The sequence below is a fragment of the Halodesulfovibrio spirochaetisodalis genome, from assembly GCF_001672295.1.
Classification (GTDB): domain Bacteria; phylum Desulfobacterota; class Desulfovibrionia; order Desulfovibrionales; family Desulfovibrionaceae; genus Halodesulfovibrio; species Halodesulfovibrio spirochaetisodalis.
In genome coordinates, this window is the sequence record NZ_JXMS01000003.1 from 90988 (window position 1) to 111928 (window position 20941).

The window sequence follows — 20941 nt, forward strand, 5'->3', positions numbered from 1 at the left end:
CTCCTTATGCTACATAAAACTGACTCCTGCAGCTAAAACACCAAATGCTGAAGCTGCAAGCAAAAGACAAACTGTCAGTAGAAATACAATTGTTTTGCCCAATGACAAATTATAACCGATGCGTACCCCACTGATGTATAATAGCGGGAAATATACAAAAAGCACAAGTAGTCCGGGAATGGGTAACAACAATCCCAGAAATGCACCGAAACTATAAGATGCACACTTTATTCCAGTACTGAATGGAACAGGGTCGCCCCCGACCAGCCGTGCACATGCATGAGTCACAGTACCTACTATAAACGGTAATGCAAGTATCCCAGCTCCTATGGCTGCAAGGATTTCCGGTTCAGGCATTAGCTGTGCAAGCTGTGAAACCGTAAGCTCCTGCGGCAACAGCGTCATTTCCGGCAACAGCGTCATTTCCGGCAACACCGCCTGCACTGCTGCAACCACGGAACTCCAATACGTCAGCAAAACATATCCCCAGCCGGAAAGTGCCGCGCAGGACAGAGCACATAGTAAAATATAAAACAAGAACGGCAAGATAGCTGAAGGCTTGGCATTCACCCCACGCCAGAAGCGAACAGGATGACGGAGCACACTGCTGAAGGTGCTGAAAAGGCGGTTGAAGGCTCCTAACCTTCCATCTTCCCAAGGAATAATGTGAACCTGCGCACCGCAACCGGGGGCAAAGGTCTCCGTACACTCATGCTCACCGCCCATGGCAGCAATGGCATCCCAGATATCAGTTGCTTTCTCTGCATTGGGAACAATGTGCGCCGCGGCTGTATCTCGATTTGTGGAGTTCTGTTCATGCGCATACCGGCTCACAGCTGCTTCTTCAGCAGCTTTATCCTGCACAAAAACATGTCCACTTTCGCGTGTTCCAGTTACAGGCGCAGAGTGTGTACCTTGTCCCCCAGCAACTGAGGAAGATTGAACGCTCTGTTGCTTGTAGGCACGTTGAGCTTCTGAAGAGGAAGCTCGTTTATCTGCCACCGGCTCTGCAGCACTTTTTTTAGCACCTGCAGTACTGGCTGGTTTACCGGCGTTAGAAGAGGTGCGAACCTCTTTGGAAATATTCGCTTTTGGAGGCTCTGTTGAAGGTGCCGGATGAGCAGGCTTCATTTGAGACGGCTGCACGCGTTGCGTTGCTTCCTTCGGGGTTGCAGGCACTTCTGCGCGAGCTGCATCAACAACCTCTGCGCGAAGTAGCTCTTCTATCTCATCCTGCATGGCTGCAACCATTGCAGACTCGATATACTCTTCAACCGCTTCGTCTGCAGAGTTTGCTTCAGTCTTTACTGCGCGGTTTTTCCGTGCACCAGCCGCCTTTGCAGCCTTACTCTGTGATGCCCCTGCAGTAGCAGCTCTGACAGCCTCACTTCTTCCTGGATTTTTCGCATCAGTTACCTCAGGTACACTATCTGTGTCTGCGGCTTCATCATCCAGAACACGAAAACGGAATTTTGACTTGCACCGCGGACACGTTGCAAGCTGCGCCGTTGCAGGAATTGAATCTGTATTAATGTTTCGCGCAAACTGACACTCAGGACATGTAATAAGCATGAACACCCTCTTAAAAACAAATACCTCACGCTGAAACAGCCGCGTGACAAAACCAGAACGTAACTCAGCATGCTCTCAGAGCACGAACAGACTAGATGATTCCCTGAGATTTCAACGTATACACGACAAACGAAACAAGCAATACTACGAGAAAGCCAACCGCAGGAACTACGCGCGCGTAGGATGTGCCATGCGCTGTTTTGAGACCTTTCACGATGATAATTAACTTCAAGATGCCGCCGACCAGTGGCCCGACAACAGGAATGACAGACAGCAAATCAGCAGCAGAGGCATAGCACAGCACCCGCAACGTGACCCCTATCTTTCCTCTTGCCGCTCCGGTCAATTTAAGCGCCGTATGCAGTATAGCTGCTGTAGAATACAAATAGATGACAAGAATAAGCGGGCTGACAAACAAAATTGAAAACAATTCATCAATTGTCATCGGCTTGATTTCAGCCGGGAAAAATGGGTTCCCGACTACGCTTTGCCAAACAGTCTCAACAAGTACGGCAACAAGTGAAACAAGAATAAAGAAACTGAACGGAATAGAAAACTTTCCGTTTTTATTCATAATTTCATAAAAGAGTGTCGGCTTTGAAAGCACACCTCGTATTGTGGCGGAAATAGCAGGAAAAAAGCCAAGCTCCTTGACTTCAGCCCAAGGAACATCCGACGGCATACCGTCATCAAGAGGCTTGCCGTCAGAGTACACCATACGCAACGGATCAGTATCCTGCGCAGAGTCAGGCTGCGGTGTTGATGAATCGGCCTGTTCTTCCCTTTGCTCTGAATAGACTGACGGCGGGTATAAATCTTCCGGACGAACCGGACGTCTCTGTTCTTCTGCCTCGCTGCCTTCTGCTTCACCTGATCTCACTTCTTCTGCAGACGAAGATTGCTGAACATTTTCCTGCTTTTCTTCAAGCAATGTCTTTGATTCGTCTTCCTCACCTGAACGGAAACGGAACGTAGACTTACACTTCGGACAAGTGGCAACGGTCAAGTCCGATGAAACAAGCTTAGAATTTATGATACGAGTGTACCCGCACTCTGGACAACGAATTTCCATATTCTATCCTTATATAATTACTCAGGCTCCGATAAAGAACACAGACAATTTCGGAGCACTGGAAAAAATCAAAAGAGTGTGACCTGCATCAATGCAATATACAAATTATTACCTTAGGGAAAGAGCAGGCTGCAAATGATAAAAAGCACCGGAAAACCCATAGCAATTACCGGCAAAACCCTGCTCCACTTCGTATGATGCGTTGCCCGCAAGCTATAGGCTAGAAAAATAGATACATACACCAGTGCTGCCGGTACCCCTGAGTATGGAAAAATAGTCAGATACCAACAAGGAGCAGCATAGCACACACACTGCAATGTTGCAGCATACGAAGCATTTTTCCCCCTTGCAAGCCAGAGCATCGCATGGATAAACAAGGCATAGAGCAACATTCCTGCCGCATATAGCGGCAACAGCAAAACTTGCTGCTGCGCAGCGGCCAGCGGAGTCTGCCATAAAGAAAAAGCAAAAATCACTGTGTGCGGCGCAAAATATTCCTCTGCCATTGCACCTACCAGATTGCCAAGTGCGATTCGGGCAAATGGAATACTGACCAATATTCCCATAGCAAACAAAAGGTTACGCCACGGCAAAGACTTTGTGCTTTTTTCAGAAAAAAACCGTGTGGGTCTCAGGTAAGGCTCAATCAAGATAACCGCCATACTTTACTAACTTTATTTAAATACAAATGTCTCTTCGACATCTGCTGGCACATATTATAATTATGCGGTATAGACCTTTCTGTACCAGTAATAATTACTACTAGAAAGATGAAAGTTATCGTTTCCGCTGCTGATTTTACGTACTCCAGCACCATTACCGCTATCTTACAATGAATGCAAAGACCGCTTCTCCTACCTCAGCGGTTCTAATTTATAATAAAAACTCTGATTCTATTTGAGACTCAGGAAATTCTTTGCCCTGTGAGAGGTAGTTTGGTAAGGAAAAGCTGCGTTGTACGTTCGCTGTACGTACTTTGCATCTACAGATTCTACAATACGTTGTTTAGAAGGGAATTTCCCTTTTTTTGTCTTTTATTGAGGCTCCTTGAGCCTCACATTGGGTCAGACGGCTTTACGCCTTTTCATATTATAAGGAGTCACAATGATAGGCATTTCAAAACTTTACTGTGGTCAGGTTGAACCTTCCGACGCGCTGCGTTACGGCAGGGACTCTGGCAAACTTCCTTCCCACCTGCTGCAGTTTTCAAAAGATAAAAAGCCTGTTGTCGTATGGAATATGACCCAGCGCTGCAACCTTAAATGTGTTCACTGTTACGCTCATGCTATCGACCCTGATAAGCATAAAGACCTCATTGGCACAGAAAAAGGTAAAGAGATTATTGACGATCTCGCACAGTACGGCGCACCTGTTATGCTTTTCTCCGGTGGTGAACCACTCGTTCGTCAGGATCTGGTAGAACTTGCAAAACATGCAACCGACAAAGGCATGCGTGCAGTAATTTCTACTAACGGTACTCTCATCACCAAGCAGAAAGCCCGCGAGCTTAAAGAAGTTGGTCTCTCCTACGTTGGTATTTCACTCGACGGTATGGAAGAAGTACACAACAAATTCCGCGGTGTTCCAAACTCCTTCAAGAAAGCTCTTGAAGGTATTGAAAACTGTAAAGCAGAAGGCCTCAAAGTAGGTTTACGCCTTACTATCAACAAGCAGAACGCACCTGAAATTCCGAAAGTTTTCCAGCTTCTTAAAGACATGGAAATCCCGCGTATCTGCCTGTACCACCTCGTGTACTCCGGCCGCGGCTCTGAAATTATTAAAGAAGACCTCGACCACCAGACCACCCGTGACGTTGTTGATCTCATCATGGATGAAACCAAAAAACTTCACGATGCAGGTCATCCAAAAGAAGTTCTTACCGTAGACAACCATGCTGACGGTCCATACGTATGGATGCGCATGCTGCGCGAAGATCCGGAACGTGCTAAAGAAGTATTTGAACTGCTTCAGTTCAACGAAGGCAACAGCTCCGGTCGCGGTATAGGCTGTATCAGCTGGGATGGTAGCGTTCACCCTGACCAGTTCTGGAGAGAAAAAGTATTCGGCAACGTTCTCGAACGTCCGTTCTCCGAAATCTGGGACGACATGGACATTGAGCTTCTTTCCAAAATGAAAGATAAAAAACAGCATGTTGGTGGACGTTGTGCAAAATGCCGCTTCCTCAACATCTGCGGCGGTAACTTCCGTGCCCGCGCTGAGGCTGTTTACGGCGACGAGTGGGCGCAGGATCCTGCATGTTACCTTACCGACGATGAAATTCGTCCAGAGTAACAGCCTACCCGTTACAGTATGATTTACCGGCTCCCGCTGTTCCGCTCTGGAAGAGCGGGAGTCCTTTTATACAGAGAGTTTCAGCAATACACCCTGCACTACCCTGTAGTTCAACGGTTCTTCTACTTTCACCACACTTCCTATGCTGAAACTGTTCAGAACCGATCCCTAAGATCAGGAGGATCTCATGGCAGACTTCTTCAGAGGACGACGTCTTCGCAGTACTGCGGCACTCCGTGCGCTCGTGAGTGAACATCACGTTACAGCGCAAGACCTGATTATGCCATACTTCGTTGTCGATACTGACGACGCAGCCTTCCGCAAGGAAATCCCTTCCATGCCGGGTCAATTCCAGCTCTCATTGCAGGAGTTTGAAAAGCAACTGGCGGAAGCTGTTGCAGCCGGACTCAAGTCCATACTTCTGTTCGGCATTCCTAAATGTAAAGACGCTACCGGCTCTGAAGGCTACGCTGAGGACGGCATTGTGCAACGCGCAGTCCGCCTTGCAAAATCACGCCATCCACAGCTTGTAGTCATCACGGATGTATGTCTCTGCGAATACACCGACCACGGACATTGCGGTATCCTTCAAAAAACAGAACACGATGTCACCGTTGCTAATGACAGCACTCTTACCCTTCTGCAGCAGGTTGCTATTTCCCACGCAAAAGCCGGTGCAGATATTGTTGCTCCTTCCGACATGATGGACGGTCGCATTCAGGCATTACGCGAAGCACTGGACGCAGAAGGCTTCACCAACCTGCCTATCATGTCTTACGCTGTTAAGTATGCCTCTTCTTTCTACGGCCCTTTCCGCGATGCTGCGGAATCTACTCCACAAAGTGGTGACCGCAAAAGCTATCAGATGGATCCTGCCAATAGCCGCGAGGCTCTTCGCGAAGCCACTGCAGATGTTCTTGAAGAAGCAGATTTTCTTATGGTGAAACCAGCCGGAGCGTACCTTGACATCATCCGTATGCTTCGTGACGGCTTTGACCTGCCGCTGGCGGCCTATCAGGTAAGTGGAGAATATTCCATGATCATGGCAGCAGCACAAAATGACTGGATTGATCTTGATGCAGTCACCATGGAATCCCTGCTTGCGATAAAGCGCGCAGGCGCTGACCTGATCATTACCTATTTTGCAGAAGACATTATCAAACGCGGACTGGTACAATAATATGTCAGATAAAAAAGAATCTCTCTGCGGATGTGCCTCTAAAGATATCGGGCGCATTGCAGAAAAAGCACCATTAGGGCATTTGCATGCCCACAAAGAAGCAATTCTCGACACCGGACTGCCTCCGCAGAACCGTCCCGAAAAGCCTGCAGGGCATCCAGAAATGCCTAAAGGTCACCCGGGAATGCCAGCAGGCCACCCGCACGGAAAAATGCCTGCGGGGCACCCGCATGCAAACGGTCTTTCCGGCTCCATGGCTCGAACACTGGAAGACGGTTCCCCTTCCTGCAAACTTATTGCATGGGAAGTAACCCGCTCCTGTAACCTTGCCTGCAAACACTGCCGTGCAGAAGCACACGAAGAGCCATATCCGGGCGAGCTGGATACTGCTGAAGCGAAAGCACTGATCGACACATTCCCTAGCGTGGGCAATCCGATTATCATCTTCACCGGTGGTGACCCAATGATGCGCTCTGACGTGTACGAGCTTATTGCCTACGCCACTGAAAAAGGCCTGCGCTGCGTCATGTCTCCTAACGGAACACTTATTACCCCTGAAACCGCGCGCAAAATGAAAGAAGCAGGCGTTCAGCGCTGCTCTATTTCCATTGACGGCCCAAGCGCTGAATTTCACGATGACTTCCGCGGTGTGGAAGGGGCATTTGATATGTCCATGCGGGGCATTGAATACTTGAAAGAAGCAGGTATCGAGTTTCAGGTCAATACAACTGTAACCCGTCAAAACCTTCCGTACTTCAAGCAAATATTCAATCTGTGCGAAGAAATCGGCGCTGTTGCGTGGCATATTTTCCTGCTTGTTCCTACAGGACGTGCAGCACAAATGGGTGCAGAAGTTATTACCGCAGAAGAATATGAAGAAGTACTCAACTGGTTCTACGACTTCCGCAAGACCACTGATATGCATTTAAAAGCTACCTGTGCTCCGCACTACTACCGCATTATGCGTCAGCGTGCTAAAGAAGAAGGCATCCCTGTGACAGCCGAAAACTTCGGCATGGACGCACATACCCGTGGCTGTCTTGGCGGAACAGGCTTCTGCTTTATTTCCCACACAGGTCAGGTTCAGCCTTGCGGCTACCTTGAACTGGACTGTGGGCAGATTAAGCAAACTCCGTTTCCTGAAATCTGGCGCAAATCTGAACATTTCCGCCAGTTCCGCACAAAAGAAGAATATGACGGAAAATGCGGTGTTTGTGAGTACCACAATGTTTGCGGTGGCTGCCGTGCACGCGGATACTCCATGAAAGGTTCACACATGGCTGAAGAGCCGCTGTGCAGCTATACTCCGCGTCGTCAAAAATAACACTGGCCTGTAACCGACACCATCGAGGTTGAAATGGATAAGCAACTGGACGCTGCCCTCAGCAGCATTGACCGTAAAGTTCTGACAATTATTCAATCCGGTTTCCCGATCGCGCCGCGTCCATACGAGGTTATCGGCGAACAGGTTGGTCTTACGGAAGCAGAGGCTCTGGCAACAGTGCGTTCATTAAAGGAACGTAAAATAATCAGACGCCTCGGCGCCAACTTCAACTCTAAAGGACTGGGCTGGCGCTCTACTCTCTGCGCTGCCAAAGTTTCAGAAGACAAGCTTGACGAGTTCATTGCAGAAGTTAATTCACACCCCGGTGTAACGCATAACTACTTGCGAGATCATGAATTCAACATCTGGTTTACCTTTATCGGTCCAAACTGGGACGCTGTTGTAGACACACTCAACGGCATCACAGAAAAAACCGGAATTGAGATTCTGAATCTGCCTGCAACAGCACTGTACAAAATCAAAGTTGATTTTAATCTGACAGACAAATAGCAACGGCAGACATTCAGATTATTTTTGCATTATAAATGGCGCAGTAACTGTGGAAAACAGTTGCTGCGCCATTTACTTATCCGGCACCGGATAGTAGACATCAAATCTATGCCCGACGCCTATACGCCATATATCACTGTAGTATTACTACTTTTCTACACCTGTGTAGTAATACTTTTTGCCTATTCTTTATTTATACTAGAAAAACCTGACTGTTTATATCGTTTCTTATGCAGTAAGTTATCTATCTTCAATAATAGATGTAGATTCACTCCTAAATTTCGTTCTAAATTATATGGTTCCGGATCGCTTGTGGCAGTTAGGTTTAATCTGAATACAGGTATAATTTACTATATAAACCGCGCTGCTGCAGACCTGCTTGGAATTACAATCAGTGAAAATAAAATTTGTGATGACCTTACGTATGATTCTTTTTTGTCGAACGAGTCTAAAAACAATTTTATAGAAGCTCTTAGAACGTATGGAAAAGTAGAAAATTATCCGGCTATATGCTGCATTAATAATGAGTTAATTAAAGTCCTCATTACTGCAGAAAAAGATGCGAATGACAATGTAGAAGCAATGGTGATTGATATCACGACGCATCTGGATTTGTATCAAGAAATAGAGGATCAGTATCTATTTTTGCAAAACATCCTTAACGCGCTCCCCGTCCCTGTTTTTGTACGTGACACGAGCCACCAATGTCCTTTCACGAACAATGCTTTCAAAAGAACGTTTCCCGATGAACCTGATACAACTTCCGATGCGTATTCTTTTCTTGTTTTTCCAGAACAGTACGCCCTTGCCGAACAGCCCCACTTTACTCCTCAAGGCAGTACCCATTGGCAATCTGAATTTGCCACAAGCGTAGACGGCAAACTACGGCATTTTGAAGTACACCGCCGCTCTCTTAAGAAAAAGAACGGGGATAGTTACGGGGAAGTCGGTATTGCTACAGATATTACGCACCGCAAGAAAGTTGAACAGGATTTGCGGGATACGACCAAGCGATACAAAAATCTTTTCTGGAATGCTGCTGAAGGCATTACCACTGTACTCGCCGACGGTCGGGTCACCGAAGTAAATCCTGCCATGGCAACCATTTGCGGCTATAACTGTCCGCAGCAATTCTTGCAGGAAGTTCAATTTATCAAGCAAATATGGCGTTATCCTGAACAACGCAGCGAGTACATGAATATCGTGCTCGAAAACAGGGTTGCAGTAGGATATGACTTTGAGTTTGTGCGCCGTGACGGCACCTTCGGATGGATGAAGATAAGCTCCAGCGGCAAATTTGATGAAGACGGTGAGCTTGAATCTCTGGAAACCATTGTCTCGGATATCACCCTCCAGAAAAAATCTGAAATGGAACTCACGCGCTGCGCTACCATCGACTCGATGACTGGAATCAATAACCGCAATGCGCTGGAAAAACATCTCAATGGTCTTCTCAAAGCAAAACCGCCTGTTCCGTTTACCGTTGTTTTTCTGGATTTAAACAAATTTAAGCCGATTAATGATCTCCATGGTCATTACACAGGGGACAAGGTGCTGGGAATTATTGCGAAGCGCCTTGCACACAGATGCCGTTCCACAGATTTTGCAGCACGCCTTGGTGGTGACGAGTTTATTGTCGTTCTCAGTAATGTCACAGAAGACAAACGTACAACAATGACTGAAGGATTGCTCAAAGCTGTTGAAGAGCCGATTATACTTAACGGAACAACTCATATGGTTTCTGCCAGCGCAGGGAGCAGCCAGTTTCCTGAAGACGGAACGACTATTACAGAGTTACTGAAAGCAGCTGATGCTTCAATGTATGATATGAAGCGAAGCAATAAGACCAGTAAAATTAACGAGCAACTGGAATTGCTGGCAAACAGGTAACCATACAGTAAGCGAACGGTTTATATTCTGCCTGGCACGTCTTTTTCTACTTTGCGCAAAGAAAATAGCTGCAACGCGCTTTTCCCTGCCTATTGAAACTCTACAGGACATACCTGCTGATTGTGCCCACCACTTCCAGCTCTTTCATAAAAAAAAAGCCCGACTCAAAGCAGTCGGGCTTTCTAACTGGATGGAATAAAGCTGAGCTGTGCTTAGAAACCAAATCCACTGTCGTCACTACCGGAAGCACCAAAACCGAAATCATCCGGTACGGAGCTGCCAGCGTCTTCAGCAGGTGCTTCCTCAGCAGCCGGTGCAGCTTCAGCACCGTCGGCAGCAGCTGCAACAGCTGCGCCTGCTGGAAGAGATGCAAGAGCATCTTTAACAGCACGGGAAACGATATCTTTAACAGAAGATTCAACTTCTGTTTCGTTGATTGCAACTTTACCTTCGAAAGTTTTGAGTTCTTTCTTGGCTTTTGCAAGATCAGTCTGAGCAGCATCAAGCTTACCGGAAAGATCTTCAACTTTTTTCTCGAGATCAGCAGCCTGAGCTTTAAACGGCTCAAACTCAGCAACGTTAGCCTGAAGGCCTTCGATTGCAGAAGCCTGCTCAGCAACAGTTGCTTTTGCATCTGCTAACTTATCGAGAACGATAGAAATGCTTGCCATATCAGTAGCCGGGATTGGCTCAATGGATACATTGCTGCCCAGCTTGGATGCCTGTTTTTTAGTCCATGCATCAAATGGTTCGCCTTCTTCGTAGCAACACTGCATGAAACGAGGTTCCATGCTGTAAAGCCAGCCTTTGGACATAGGTGCTACTACACCTTCTTCATCAGCGGAGAGTTCGCGCTGGGTGAGGTAGCAAAGCAAATCAGAAACATCGGTACCGCCTTTACCGGCGATGAGACCGAGGATTGTTTCCATCTTGAAAACTCTACGAGCTTCATCAGACATTGGGGCCTCCTATTATCAAGGAAAGATTTGTTTTCGTAATTGTCTTTTCTTGTTTAAGAAGTGTGCCCGCCTTGGCAGGCACATAGTCGTTTCTTATTGGCGTCCCATGTGACGTACATAGGTAAGCGCGATGGTACGGTACACAATGTGCCCAAGCTTAGACCAAGGCAGGTACGCGAAGAGCATCCAAACAGTTACCAAGTGCACGTAGTACACGGAGTACGCAATCTGGGGGATATCGGCCAAGCGGAAGAGCTCGGAGAATACGCCGGTCAGAGCGACTGCCCAGATAACATTCAACAGATACCAGTCATAGTAGTTTGACTTGCTTTTTTCTGGATCTTTACCGCGACGGGTATTGGTAAGGATAGCCATACCAACGATCAGAGCAATAGCACCAAGGTTAGCCAGAATCTTAACAGGGTTAAGCAGGTTAAGCGGTGTATGCAGCACGTCAAGCATCGGGATTACTTTTCCACCCCAGTGGAAACCAGCAATCAATCCGGTAACGACCATCAGTGCAAGGAATGCGTAGAATACAAGCAGGTGACCAGTTTTACGGTCGGACTTGTCATCGCCGCAGTCTTTGAACTTCTTATGTGTTGCAACTTCTTCAACAAGGACATCAATAAAGCACCGGAACATGGATTTTTGCTTTCCAAGTACAAGCACTTCGCCTTCCGGCTTAAAGGTAGCCAGAAGATTTTTAGCTCCCTTGAAGAATATGGCCACCATTCCGAAGAAAGTGATCATAAAAATAGGGTCAATGGTGAAATCACCAGGGAAAAGCTTACCGTAAACGATCTCGCCTTCTGGGAAGAAGGAACCGATCTGCCCTGCACGGATGAACCAAACAACGGCCCAAAGGATTGCAGGAATGGCAATAAGGTTAATCAGGTACTTAGGGCTGGAAAGCCACTTACCGATAAACGGCATCGGGTTGATGCGCTGGTATGCCATGTTACGCAGAGCTGCAAGAAGATCGCCCGGTTTTGCACCACGCGGACATAAGTCGGAACAGGTTCCGCAGTTGTGGCACAGCCAGATGTCAGGGTTATTCAGGAGCTTGTCTTTAAGCCCCCAAGACGCCCATACCATCTCCTTACGAGGGTAAGGGTTGCTTGCTGGAGAGATGGGGCAGGCTACGCTGCATGTGGCGCACTGGTAGCACTTTTTCAGCGAGTCCCCACCTACAGCTTGCAACTCTTTCACAAACTGAAGATCAGGTTCGATTCTATGAGCCATTTTCCATCTCCTCCTAGTAGCCCTTGAATGGGTTAGGACCTTTCTCGAAGACCATGTCCATGAAGCTGTCAATCATGCCAGGTACTTTATCGTACTCGTCAATAGCAACTTCATACTGCTCTACGCGGTCAGGCTCTACACCAAGGCGTTCCAGAGTTTCAGCAATGTTGTCTTTACGGCGGTTACAAATCTCAGAACCTTTTACAAAGTGGCACTGGTAATCGTCACCGTATTTACAACCGAGCAGCATAACGCCGTCGATACCTTTGGACATTGCATCAGCAACCCAGATGGCGTTAACAGAGCCAAGACAACGTACCGGAATGATACGTACATACGGGCTCCATGCTTTACCACGGATAGCAGCCATATCAAGTGCAGGGTATGCATCGTTTTCACAGGCAAGAATCAGAACGCGCGGGCCGCCTTCTTCCATATCATCCGGTACATCGATTTCACGGATCATAGAACCGATCTGGTCAATGTTGTAGTTATCAAAGGAGATAACACGTTCCGGACAAGCACCCATACAAGTACCACAGCGGCGACAGCGGCTGAAGTTTGGAAGCGGAGTGCCTTTTTCATCATCGTCCAGAGCGCCGAACGGACACTCTTCTGTACAACGCTTACACTGTGTACAACGAACAAAGTTGAATACAGGGTAGCTTAAGTCACCGGAACGAGGATGAACGGATACACCACGGTTTGCAGATTCAATACATTGAATTGCTTTCATGGTTGCGCCGATTGCATCTTCTTCTGCTGCATCCATCATCATTGGCTGACGTACACAACCTGCTGCGTACACACCGGTACGACGGGTTTCATACGGGAAGCAAATGTAGTTGGAATCTGCGTATCCGTCGAAGAGATCAAGATCTGGGAATGCAGGACCCTGACGGTAGTCAAAGTTCATTACCGGATCTTTAGCAGTTGCAGGAACAATACCTGTAGGAAGAACAACCATATCTACCGGAATTTCAACATCATCACCCATAAGAGTGTTGCCTGCAGAAACTACGAGAGAGCCGTCTTCTTCTGTAATGCCTTTGATCTCTGCTTTGGACATCATGATACCGAGACGATCCTGCGCTGTTTTGTAGTAGCGCTCATGGATGCCAGGAACAACCATGGAGTCATACAGTACGTATGCACGGCCATCTTCATGAGCATCACACAGGTAGTTCGCCTGTTTCAAAGCAACCATGGAGTTCACGTAGCTGGAGTATGCAAGGTGACGTACGGATTCTAAATCCTCATGTACGTAGCCTTCTTCCTCTTCAGAAGCAGCTTCTTCAGCTTCCACTTCTTCAGGTGCTGCGTAAATATCACCACCGGTTACTGTATCGGTATTGATGATAAAAGCGACGCGCTTTGCATCCAGCTTGCCTTCTTTAGCAAGCTTTTCATATTCAGCAGAAGTAACAACGTTTGGAATGCTGCCGTATCCGAATGGAGCGAGCAGCTCGTTATCCATTGGTTTCCAGCCGGCAGCAAGAACAGCTGCGCCTACACTGTATTCCTGACCTGCAACCTGCGCAGTGTACTGACCAGGAGTACCAGCGAGTTTTTCTACTGTTGCATTAAGGACAACCTTAATTTTTTCGTTCGCTGTTACTTCTTCAATTTTTGCTTCAAGACCGAGGTCGTGAGCTTCTTCGTACGGGAACTCAAGAGGAACAGTTTTGAGCATGTTCAGTGCTTTACCACCAAGCTGCGCATCTTTTTCCACAAGAATTACATCGTAGCCGTAGTCAGCTGCCTGCTTTGCAGCAGTAAGACCTGCCCAACCACCACCAAGAACGAGAATGGTCTTTACAGACTCAAACTCAGGCGGTTCTGGAACAGCTGTTTTCTGCAGCTTGATAATACCCATGGTCACGTAGTCTTTCGCCATGGCCATGAGAAGCTCAGGAGCAGTTCCGCCTGCAGCTGGAACAGTCCCATCCGGGTTCTTGTACGCCATTGCACATTGTTCGCGCAGGTTAATACGCTCTACAATAACGTTTTCAAACTCGTAGATATCCCAGTCAACACGAGGGGAAGAACCACAAATCGCGATTCCGTCCAGCCCTTGTTCAGCAATGTCTTTTTTGATTTCCTCGCGTGCGCTTGAAGCCGCAAGCACAGGAAAAACTTTTACTACAGGGCAGGCATCGCCAAACTTGTTAGATACGCCAGTGCTCAGCTCATCAGCATCAATAATGCCGAGTGCGGACTGGTCAAAATATACGCCAATTTTTTCGGCCATTCTACCTACCTCCCGCGAACCGTCTGGATTGCTTTAAGAGCTGCGCTGGTACCAGACTGAGCAGAGCGCATAACATCCAGAGGCTTTTGAGCACAACCAGCAGAGAAGATACCTTTAGCTTCGCCGTCAACAACAAAGCCTTCTTCGTCAAGCTCTACCCCGAACGGATTAGTATCACCTGCAAGGCTCGGCTGCATACCGGTTGCAAGCACTACCATGTCATGACGGATTTTGGCTTTATGGCCTTTTACAGCATCTTCTACTTCAACAATCACATCACCTGTTGCAGCATCTTCTTCTACGCCAGCTACCTTACCTTTCACGAGATGCAGCTTCTCATCAGCGATAGCTTTGCGCATGAACTTGTCATAACGACCAGGAGTACGCATATCGATGTAGTAAATGGTAACGTCAGCGTCTGGGTACTGTTCACGCACATACAGAGCCTGCTTAAGAGAAGCCATGCAACAGATGTAAGAACAGAAACCAAGATGATTCTGGTCACGGGAACCTGCACACTGTACGAAAGCAATTTTCTCAGGTGCTTTTCCGTCAGACGGACGAGTAATTCCGCCATCTGTAGGACCGTTAGGAGATGCGAGGCGTTCCATCTGCATGTTGGAAATACAGTTGGTAATCTGGCCTGCGCCAAGGTTGGACAGGTTGGTAACATCATATGGTTTCCAACCGGTAGCGAGAACAATGCTGCCAACAGAAAGTTCAATTTCTTTTGCAGCTTCATTCAAATCACACGCATCAGAAGCACCAACTTTAATTGCGTCGGCACTGCTCAACTTTTTCGGTTCCAGAACAAAACGGTTCGGGAACGCAAAAGGCGTGTCCATGTAAAGTGGTTTACGGGTTGCAAGTCCAAGGTTGAACTCATCTGCAACTTCACTTTCAAGAGAAGCAGCAAGTTCACCAAGGTCAGCACTGCTTGGAGCAGTACAGCGCGGGGCAATAGAAACTTTAACAGTAAAGTTTCCAGCTTCGCCTTCAACAGAATCCACAGTAGCCATTGTTAAGAACTTAACATTCGGATTCTTTTTAATACGCTGGTACTGAATCTCCAATCCACAGGATGGAGGGCAGAGCTTTGGAAAATATTTATTCAGCTGTGCCACTCTGCCGCCGAGAAACGGTGATTTCTCAACGATGTACACTTCGTAGCCGAGTTCAGCAGCTTCAAGTGCGGCAGTAAGGCCGCTGAATCCGCCTCCGACGACGAGTATGGAGTTCGACATTTAGCAATCCTCCCTACAATTGTTTCGGGCCTATAGTCAAAACGGCCTAAGCACAGACAATAAGTTGAGAGCACTTACTGTCTCAGCTTAGACCGAGTTGATAAGGGAAGAAAAAGGGGCGATTGCGGTGTCCCGCAACCGCCCCGGACGTTCAGTAAGAAGCTCTACAGATTAAGCTGTTGGAATGATCTGGTAGTAAGGCTTCTTGAAGATGGTGGTTTCACCAGTCTTCGGATCGTATTTGGAGTTAACGAAGCACTTCCATTTTTCGTCGTCAAGACCCATGAAGTCTGCACGGTAGTAGAAACCAGGGTAACGGGTTTCAGTACGGAATGCGATGTGCTGCATGTGGAGACGTACAGTCCAGAGACGATGGTAGTTTTCCCAACAACGGAGGAGTTCGTGAAGGTCACGAGCAGCCAGTTTGAGGGAGTCTTCTTCGAGCATGTCGAGGAGGTGGAAACCAGTCGCCAATGCTGCTTCAGAAGTGGTGTAGTATGTGCTACAACCGCCACCGTATTCGTCAGTTGCTTTAACCAGGCGCATCATGAAGTTCTTAGGAGAGATGTACTCTGGGTTAACAACAGGGTCGGTAGATACGTCTTTACCAGCCATGTAGTTGTCGAATGGACGGTAGATCAGCTTAGCAAGATCTTTGGAGTCTTCGGCAATTGCAGGCTTGTAGTCTTTGTGATCGATGCACCAGCGAACCATCTGCTTACCACAAATACGGCCTTCTGCGTGAGAACCGGAGGAGAACTTGTGACCAGATGCACCAACACCGTCAGCACAAGTCCAGAGGCCCATAACGGAAGTCATACGGTTGTATACCTTACCGTTTGCAGCACGTACTTTGTAGTCTTCAGGAACCCACTCTTCGTCTGGACCGGAAGTCCAGATACCACAACAACCGGAGTGGGAGCCGAGGAGGTAAGGTTCTGTTGGCATGATTTCAGAGCCAGTTTCTTCAGGCTGAATGTTCATTGCAGCCCAGAGGTTAGCCTGACCAACACACATGTCGAGGAAATCTTCCCATGCTTCAGACTCAAGGTGCTTCTGTTCAGCAGGAGTAAGAGTTTCGAATGTGGTCTGAAGTGCAGTCTTGGTATCCATGTAAATTGGACCACGACCTTCACGCATTTCACGGAGCATCATGTGGTTACGCAGACAGGTCGGGATAATGTGACCTTTAGCGTAGCCGCGATCTTCGTATGGCTTGAGCATTGCGCGGTTAGTTACGCAGTAGTCTTCGCCACGGAAGTTAGTTGCTTTAGCTTTGAAGAGAAGGAACCATGCACCAACCGGACCGTAACCATCTTTAAAACGAGCTGGTACGAAGCGGTTTTCCATCATGGTCATTTCTGCGCCAACCTGAGCACACATGGTGTAAGTGGAACCTGCGTTCCATACTGGGTACCATGCACGACCCATACCTTCACCTGTGGAACGAGGCTTGTACACGTTAACTGCACCACCACATGCTACAACCATAGCATTGGAACGGTAAACGTGAACTTCGTTATCACGAAGGTTGAAGCCAACAGCACCAGCAACGCGGTTTTCTACGTTAGCATCAAGAAGAAGCTTAACAATAAAGATACGTTCCTGAATACGCTCTTCACCGAGTGCGTTTTTAGCAGCTTCAGCAACGATACATTTGTATGCTTCACCGTTGATCATCATCTGCCAGCGACCGGAGCGAACTGGAGCGTCACCATTGCGGAGGGACTTGCCAGCAGCTTTAGCAGCAGCACCGTCGAGGTTCTTATCGTTCTCATCTTTGATCCAGCAAGGAAGGCCCCACTCTTCAAAGAGGTGAACAGAGTCATCAACGTGACGACCAAGGTCAAAGATAAGGTCTTCACGTACGAGACCCATGAGGTCAGTACGAACCATACGAACGTAGTCATCTGCAGTGTTATCACCAAGGTAGGTGTTAATCGCAGAAAGACCCTGTGCAACAGCACCGGAACGTTCAAGAGCAGCTTTATCAACGAGCAGAATTTTCAGCTCAGGTGCGTATTTTTCAGCCCAGCGAACGGCTTCAAATGCTGCACCACAGTTACCCATACCACCGCCAACCATGAGGATGTCTACATCATGTTCTACGATTGCAGGTTCAGCAATCGCAACGCCTCGTGGCTGTTCCTTAACGGGAATCATCGGCATGATAATATCTCCTTAGGAATAAATTCCGTAAAAATTAAACCGCAGAGGCCTTTTTGACCATTGTGATGTCAGCTTCTGCAACTTCGAACTTCTGACCCATAGCTTCGATCGGAGCAACGAGCTCTGCTTCAGTAAAGAGCAGTTCGTTATCGAGATCGGTTGGTTCCGGCTTACCTTCGAACGGCTTGATGGAGCCTTCTGGGGTAGTACGGATTGGGAATTTGAAGCGTTTAACATTACCGTTACGGAATTTAACGGTCCACATGATAGAATCAGCGGAACGCATTGGGATACAAGTGCCACCTAAAGGTGCAAAGTCAGCATATGGACGTGCTGTAATTGCGCCCTGAGGACAAATTTTAACACAGGAGTAGCATTCCCAGCATGCTTCTGGCTCCTGGTTGAAGGCCTTCATTTCATCTGCATCGAGAATCATGAGGTCGTTGGGGCAGATGTACATGCAAGCGGTTTTCTCGCCACCTTTGCAGCCATCACACTTGGACGGGTCTACATATGTCGGCATACCTAATCCTCCAACACAACGATTAAGGGGTTTACCTAAAAAGCTTTTTTCCCACGATGGGGTCCACCACTCGATGGAGTCGATAAAGCAGGAAACTGTTCCCGCCTCATCTAGGCTCCACCGAATCAGAGGGAGACAGCGATGCGGGCGCTTTCCGTATCGCTTGTGAAAGTTCTAACAAAGCTTTCCAGAGAAGGTCAAGCATCTTGTGCATTTTTTTCACAAAGACCTTTCGTTTTTTCTCAAAACCCTGTTTTCACTATCACTTTTTCAAGAACTAAAAATCTTGCCCTACTGGAAATATCCGAATGGACATAAGACATTTACAATTATTGGCAGGATGTTGCAAGCAATTCACAAGGAACTTTATGCTTTTTTTCACTTGCTCCGTAGCACAAAACGTCGCAAATTAAAATTTATTGTTTAATAACACAAAGTTATAGCACAAAATACTGTTTGGAGCCCATCTCATTGCTTGTTCACTCATTCACAACAAATACATTTTAGTAGCGTTATATTGCTATTGTGAAAAAAAGCACATTGCCGGCAGCGCCGCCATACCCTGTACAAAACAGAGCCAGCAGCAACACGCCATAAACAGGGCTATCTTTCCGGTTGGTTCTATAAAACGCCCTGTTCCTATTTTTATGATACAGTTTTTCAAGCAAGACTTTTTACAAGAAAGCCGTATTTCCACTTGCGACTCTAGCAGTTTCAGGCTAGGGGAACGCCACACCCACAAAGTAAGGCTACATTCCAATGAAAAAAAATATGACCCTTGTTGAAGAAATTTCCGAACTTGATCTTGAGCTCTTGAAACTGCTGGCTCGCCGATCAAAGCTTCTTAAGAAAACCCGCCGCCGTAAAAAAGAAGGTGCGGGTACTGATTCTATTTCTAATGAAAAGCGTATCCGTCTGGCCTGGGAAGAGTCTGCCTGTAAGTTCAGCAGAGATCCTCGCCTTGCTCACCAGATGTTTACTCTGATTCAGGATATTGAATTTATCTCACGTGATGACGCGGAAGACCACACAGGTTTCGGCCTCGCACCAAACACACAGCCTGTTAATGTTGATATCGCAGGCCCTGCAGCACTGGCTCCAACCCAGATCTGGATTGCACTTGCTGCAGCAAACGGTGTTGAGTGCAACCTGACAGGCATCTCTACCGCGCATCCGGTTTCAGATATTGTTAAAGCATTCAATCAGGCTGGCGCACGCCTCAGCTGGAAAGGCAACGACCTTTTCTGCAAGGAAGCAAAAGCGCTTGATTTTGCGGACAAGGTTATCTTTGCAGGTAATAGCGAATTTAACGTATACCTCCTTGCACTTCAGGCTGCTGCAAAACACGGCACAATGAAGCTTACCGGAGGCTCTGCACTTAAGGATGCTGACATTTCAGCATTCCGTAACTTCCTCACACAACTCGGTGCCCGTATTGCACACGTTGTTCCACGATCAAATGGCCTTCCGGTACGTCTTGAGTGCTCCGGCCTTATTCCGGAAACTGTTGCTATTCCAGACACCCTTTCCGAAGAAGCCGTTATTGCTACACTCGTTGCCGCAACAACCTGGGGCACAAACGTAGCAATCGATCTTTCCCAGAACGACGCTGCTGCTAACGCGCTCGGCATTGTGACGCCGATCTTTGAATCCGCAGGTATTGAGTACACTGTTGAAGGTACTACCTGCACAATCCTTGCTGATGAGCCGGACTTTCCTGTATATCCTGCAATCACCATGGACCCTACAATCTGTGCGAGCCTTCTTGCGTACCCTGCCTTCACCGGCGGTAAAGTTACCCTGCGAGGCACATGGCCGGCTGAAACTTCTGAAGCCGACTCTGTCATTGCACTGCTCAAATCCGTCGGCCTCACTGTTGCAGTAAGACCGGACAGCATTACTGCCGCCAAACCGGAACGCGGTCACTCCACTGACCAGGTTGACATGCAGGGTCTGCCAGCAAGCTACTTCCCGCTTGCCATGGCACTTACCTGTATTAAAGCTGCTGCCACCAAGGAACCTGTTGAACTCCCTGCTGCTCCTGCCGGTACTTCCATTGAAGTTATCGAAAGCTTTGCAGCACAGGCCAACATGCTGCTTGATGATAATAAAGTGCATCCAAATGCGGACATTCCGCACGCAACAGTGTGGACAAGCCCTGATGCTTTCTGGACCATGGCACTTGGACAGCTTGCGTTTATCAACCGCCCGCTCCAGCTTGCCAACCCAGGCAGCATTACCGATCTGATGCCTACATTCTGGATGTTCTACAACACACTTCCGGAACCTACTATGGTTCGTAAGCCAAGAGAGGAACAGAGTGGAGACAAGCCAAAAAGACGCAGAGTCTTTGCCGACGACAATTCCAGAGGTAGAAGCGCTGATTAAGCAATACGACAGCGAACTCAAAGCCATTGAGGACGCGTTTCGTGAACTCGTTGCTTCTGAAGACCCTGCAAAAGGCGTCTTTCATGCAAGCGAAATTCACGAGAACCGTCAGCAAAAAAACATTGCAGAGGTCAACAGACAGTTTGCAGTGAACAGACGGAACAGACTTCGCATGGAAGCTGAGCCATTTTAGAATTAAACGCCGTACTTACACAGTACGGCGTTTTTTTATATTTCCTCATCTGGACAGTTGCTGCAAGATTGCCTATCAAATTCGAATAACAATTTAGTAAATTTCGACGCATTTTATACGAGGTATCTC

At 47.6% G+C, this 20941-nt stretch carries 16 protein-coding genes; 7 read left to right on the forward strand and 9 right to left on the reverse strand.

The features are described from left to right. Positions 1 to 9 precede the first annotated feature (9 nt). The 3 genes from SP90_RS02705 to SP90_RS02715 form a co-directional block, all read right to left on the reverse strand. Positions 10 to 1572, reverse strand: a complete 1563-nt coding sequence (locus SP90_RS02705; RefSeq protein ID WP_066852302.1) for a zinc-ribbon domain-containing protein — start codon at positions 1570 to 1572, stop codon at positions 10 to 12. Between the two features lie 91 nt (positions 1573 to 1663). Beyond that, on the reverse strand, positions 1664 to 2644 hold the full coding sequence (locus SP90_RS02710) for a YIP1 family protein (protein ID WP_066852304.1): 981 nt from the start codon (positions 2642 to 2644) through the stop codon (positions 1664 to 1666). A gap of 113 nt (positions 2645 to 2757) precedes the next feature. After that, a complete protein-coding gene (locus SP90_RS02715; RefSeq protein WP_157471171.1) occupies positions 2758 to 3219 on the reverse strand; it encodes a YIP1 family protein in 462 nt (153 codons plus the stop codon). Positions 3220 to 3748: 529 nt separating this feature from the next. Between SP90_RS02715 and ahbC the strand changes: the two genes are divergently transcribed. The 5 genes from ahbC (at position 3749) to SP90_RS02740 (ending at position 9840) form a co-directional block, all read left to right on the forward strand. After that, the gene (gene ahbC / locus SP90_RS02720) at positions 3749 to 4936 is read left to right on the forward strand and encodes a 12,18-didecarboxysiroheme deacetylase (RefSeq protein WP_066852308.1); all 1188 of its coding nucleotides are present in this window, start codon (positions 3749 to 3751) and stop codon (positions 4934 to 4936) included. 187 nt (positions 4937 to 5123) lie between these two features. Beyond that, complete coding sequence (gene hemB, locus SP90_RS02725; protein WP_066852310.1) at positions 5124 to 6116, forward strand: porphobilinogen synthase; 993 nt, start codon at positions 5124 to 5126, stop codon at positions 6114 to 6116. Between the two features lie 163 nt (positions 6117 to 6279). Then, on the forward strand, positions 6280 to 7440 hold the full coding sequence (gene ahbD / locus SP90_RS02730; protein WP_066852455.1) for a heme b synthase: 1161 nt from the start codon (positions 6280 to 6282) through the stop codon (positions 7438 to 7440). A 33-nt stretch (positions 7441 to 7473) separates the two neighbouring features. After that, a complete protein-coding gene (ahbA, locus tag SP90_RS02735; RefSeq protein WP_066852312.1) occupies positions 7474 to 7950 on the forward strand; it encodes a siroheme decarboxylase subunit alpha in 477 nt (158 codons plus the stop codon). Positions 7951 to 8262: 312 nt separating this feature from the next. Beyond that, complete coding sequence (locus SP90_RS02740; protein WP_066852314.1) at positions 8263 to 9840, forward strand: sensor domain-containing diguanylate cyclase; 1578 nt, start codon at positions 8263 to 8265, stop codon at positions 9838 to 9840. 212 nt (positions 9841 to 10052) lie between these two features. On the opposite strand, the gene SP90_RS02745 is transcribed toward SP90_RS02740, so the two are convergent. The 6 genes from SP90_RS02745 to aprB form a co-directional block, all read right to left on the reverse strand. Then, positions 10053 to 10799, reverse strand: a complete 747-nt coding sequence (locus SP90_RS02745; protein WP_066852316.1) for a hypothetical protein — start codon at positions 10797 to 10799, stop codon at positions 10053 to 10055. A 93-nt stretch (positions 10800 to 10892) separates the two neighbouring features. Further along, complete coding sequence (qmoC, locus tag SP90_RS02750; protein ID WP_066852318.1) at positions 10893 to 12044, reverse strand: quinone-interacting membrane-bound oxidoreductase complex subunit QmoC; 1152 nt, start codon at positions 12042 to 12044, stop codon at positions 10893 to 10895. Positions 12045 to 12057: 13 nt separating this feature from the next. Next, positions 12058 to 14295, reverse strand: coding sequence for a hydrogenase iron-sulfur subunit (locus SP90_RS02755; RefSeq protein WP_066852320.1), 2238 nt, complete (start codon positions 14293 to 14295; stop codon positions 12058 to 12060). Between the two features lie 5 nt (positions 14296 to 14300). Beyond that, positions 14301 to 15539: a CoB--CoM heterodisulfide reductase iron-sulfur subunit A family protein gene (locus tag SP90_RS02760; RefSeq protein WP_066852322.1), complete on the reverse strand. Its 1239-nt coding sequence runs from the start codon at positions 15537 to 15539 to the stop codon at positions 14301 to 14303. A gap of 171 nt (positions 15540 to 15710) precedes the next feature. Then, on the reverse strand, positions 15711 to 17708 hold the full coding sequence (gene aprA / locus SP90_RS02765; RefSeq protein WP_066852324.1) for an adenylyl-sulfate reductase subunit alpha: 1998 nt from the start codon (positions 17706 to 17708) through the stop codon (positions 15711 to 15713). Positions 17709 to 17742: 34 nt separating this feature from the next. Next, positions 17743 to 18231, reverse strand: a complete 489-nt coding sequence (aprB, locus tag SP90_RS02770) for an adenylyl-sulfate reductase subunit beta (RefSeq protein WP_066852326.1) — start codon at positions 18229 to 18231, stop codon at positions 17743 to 17745. Positions 18232 to 18990: 759 nt separating this feature from the next. Here aprB and SP90_RS02775 point away from each other — a divergent pair. Continuing rightward, positions 18991 to 20619 carry a 3-phosphoshikimate 1-carboxyvinyltransferase gene (locus SP90_RS02775; RefSeq protein WP_066852328.1) on the forward strand — a complete coding sequence of 543 codons (1629 nt, stop codon included), beginning with the start codon at positions 18991 to 18993 and terminating at the stop codon, positions 20617 to 20619. Next, on the forward strand, positions 20582 to 20812 hold the full coding sequence (locus tag SP90_RS02780) for a hypothetical protein (protein ID WP_066852330.1): 231 nt from the start codon (positions 20582 to 20584) through the stop codon (positions 20810 to 20812). Before SP90_RS02775 ends, SP90_RS02780 begins: the two co-directional genes overlap by 38 nt. Positions 20813 to 20941: the final 129 nt, after the last annotated feature.

Excerpts from the sequence above, each read along its gene's own strand:
- SP90_RS02705 (WP_066852302.1), bottom strand. The coding sequence starts at position 1,572 with ATGCTTATTACATGTCCTGAGTGTCAGTTTGCGCGAAACATTAATACA.
- SP90_RS02710 (WP_066852304.1), bottom strand. The coding sequence starts at position 2,644 with ATGGAAATTCGTTGTCCAGAGTGCGGGTACACTCGTATCATAAATTCT.
- ahbC (WP_066852308.1), top strand. The coding sequence starts at position 3,749 with ATGATAGGCATTTCAAAACTTTACTGTGGTCAGGTTGAACCTTCCGAC.
- hemB (WP_066852310.1), top strand. The coding sequence starts at position 5,124 with ATGGCAGACTTCTTCAGAGGACGACGTCTTCGCAGTACTGCGGCACTC.
- ahbD (WP_066852455.1), top strand. The coding sequence starts at position 6,280 with ATGCCTAAAGGTCACCCGGGAATGCCAGCAGGCCACCCGCACGGAAAA.
- ahbA (WP_066852312.1), top strand. The coding sequence starts at position 7,474 with ATGGATAAGCAACTGGACGCTGCCCTCAGCAGCATTGACCGTAAAGTT.
- SP90_RS02745 (WP_066852316.1), bottom strand. The coding sequence starts at position 10,799 with ATGTCTGATGAAGCTCGTAGAGTTTTCAAGATGGAAACAATCCTCGGT.
- qmoC (WP_066852318.1), bottom strand. The coding sequence starts at position 12,044 with ATGGCTCATAGAATCGAACCTGATCTTCAGTTTGTGAAAGAGTTGCAA.
- SP90_RS02755 (WP_066852320.1), bottom strand. The coding sequence starts at position 14,295 with ATGGCCGAAAAAATTGGCGTATATTTTGACCAGTCCGCACTCGGCATT.
- SP90_RS02760 (WP_066852322.1), bottom strand. The coding sequence starts at position 15,539 with ATGTCGAACTCCATACTCGTCGTCGGAGGCGGATTCAGCGGCCTTACT.
- aprA (WP_066852324.1), bottom strand. The coding sequence starts at position 17,708 with ATGCCGATGATTCCCGTTAAGGAACAGCCACGAGGCGTTGCGATTGCT.
- aprB (WP_066852326.1), bottom strand. The coding sequence starts at position 18,231 with ATGCCGACATATGTAGACCCGTCCAAGTGTGATGGCTGCAAAGGTGGC.
- SP90_RS02775 (WP_066852328.1), top strand. The coding sequence starts at position 18,991 with ATGAAAAAAAATATGACCCTTGTTGAAGAAATTTCCGAACTTGATCTT.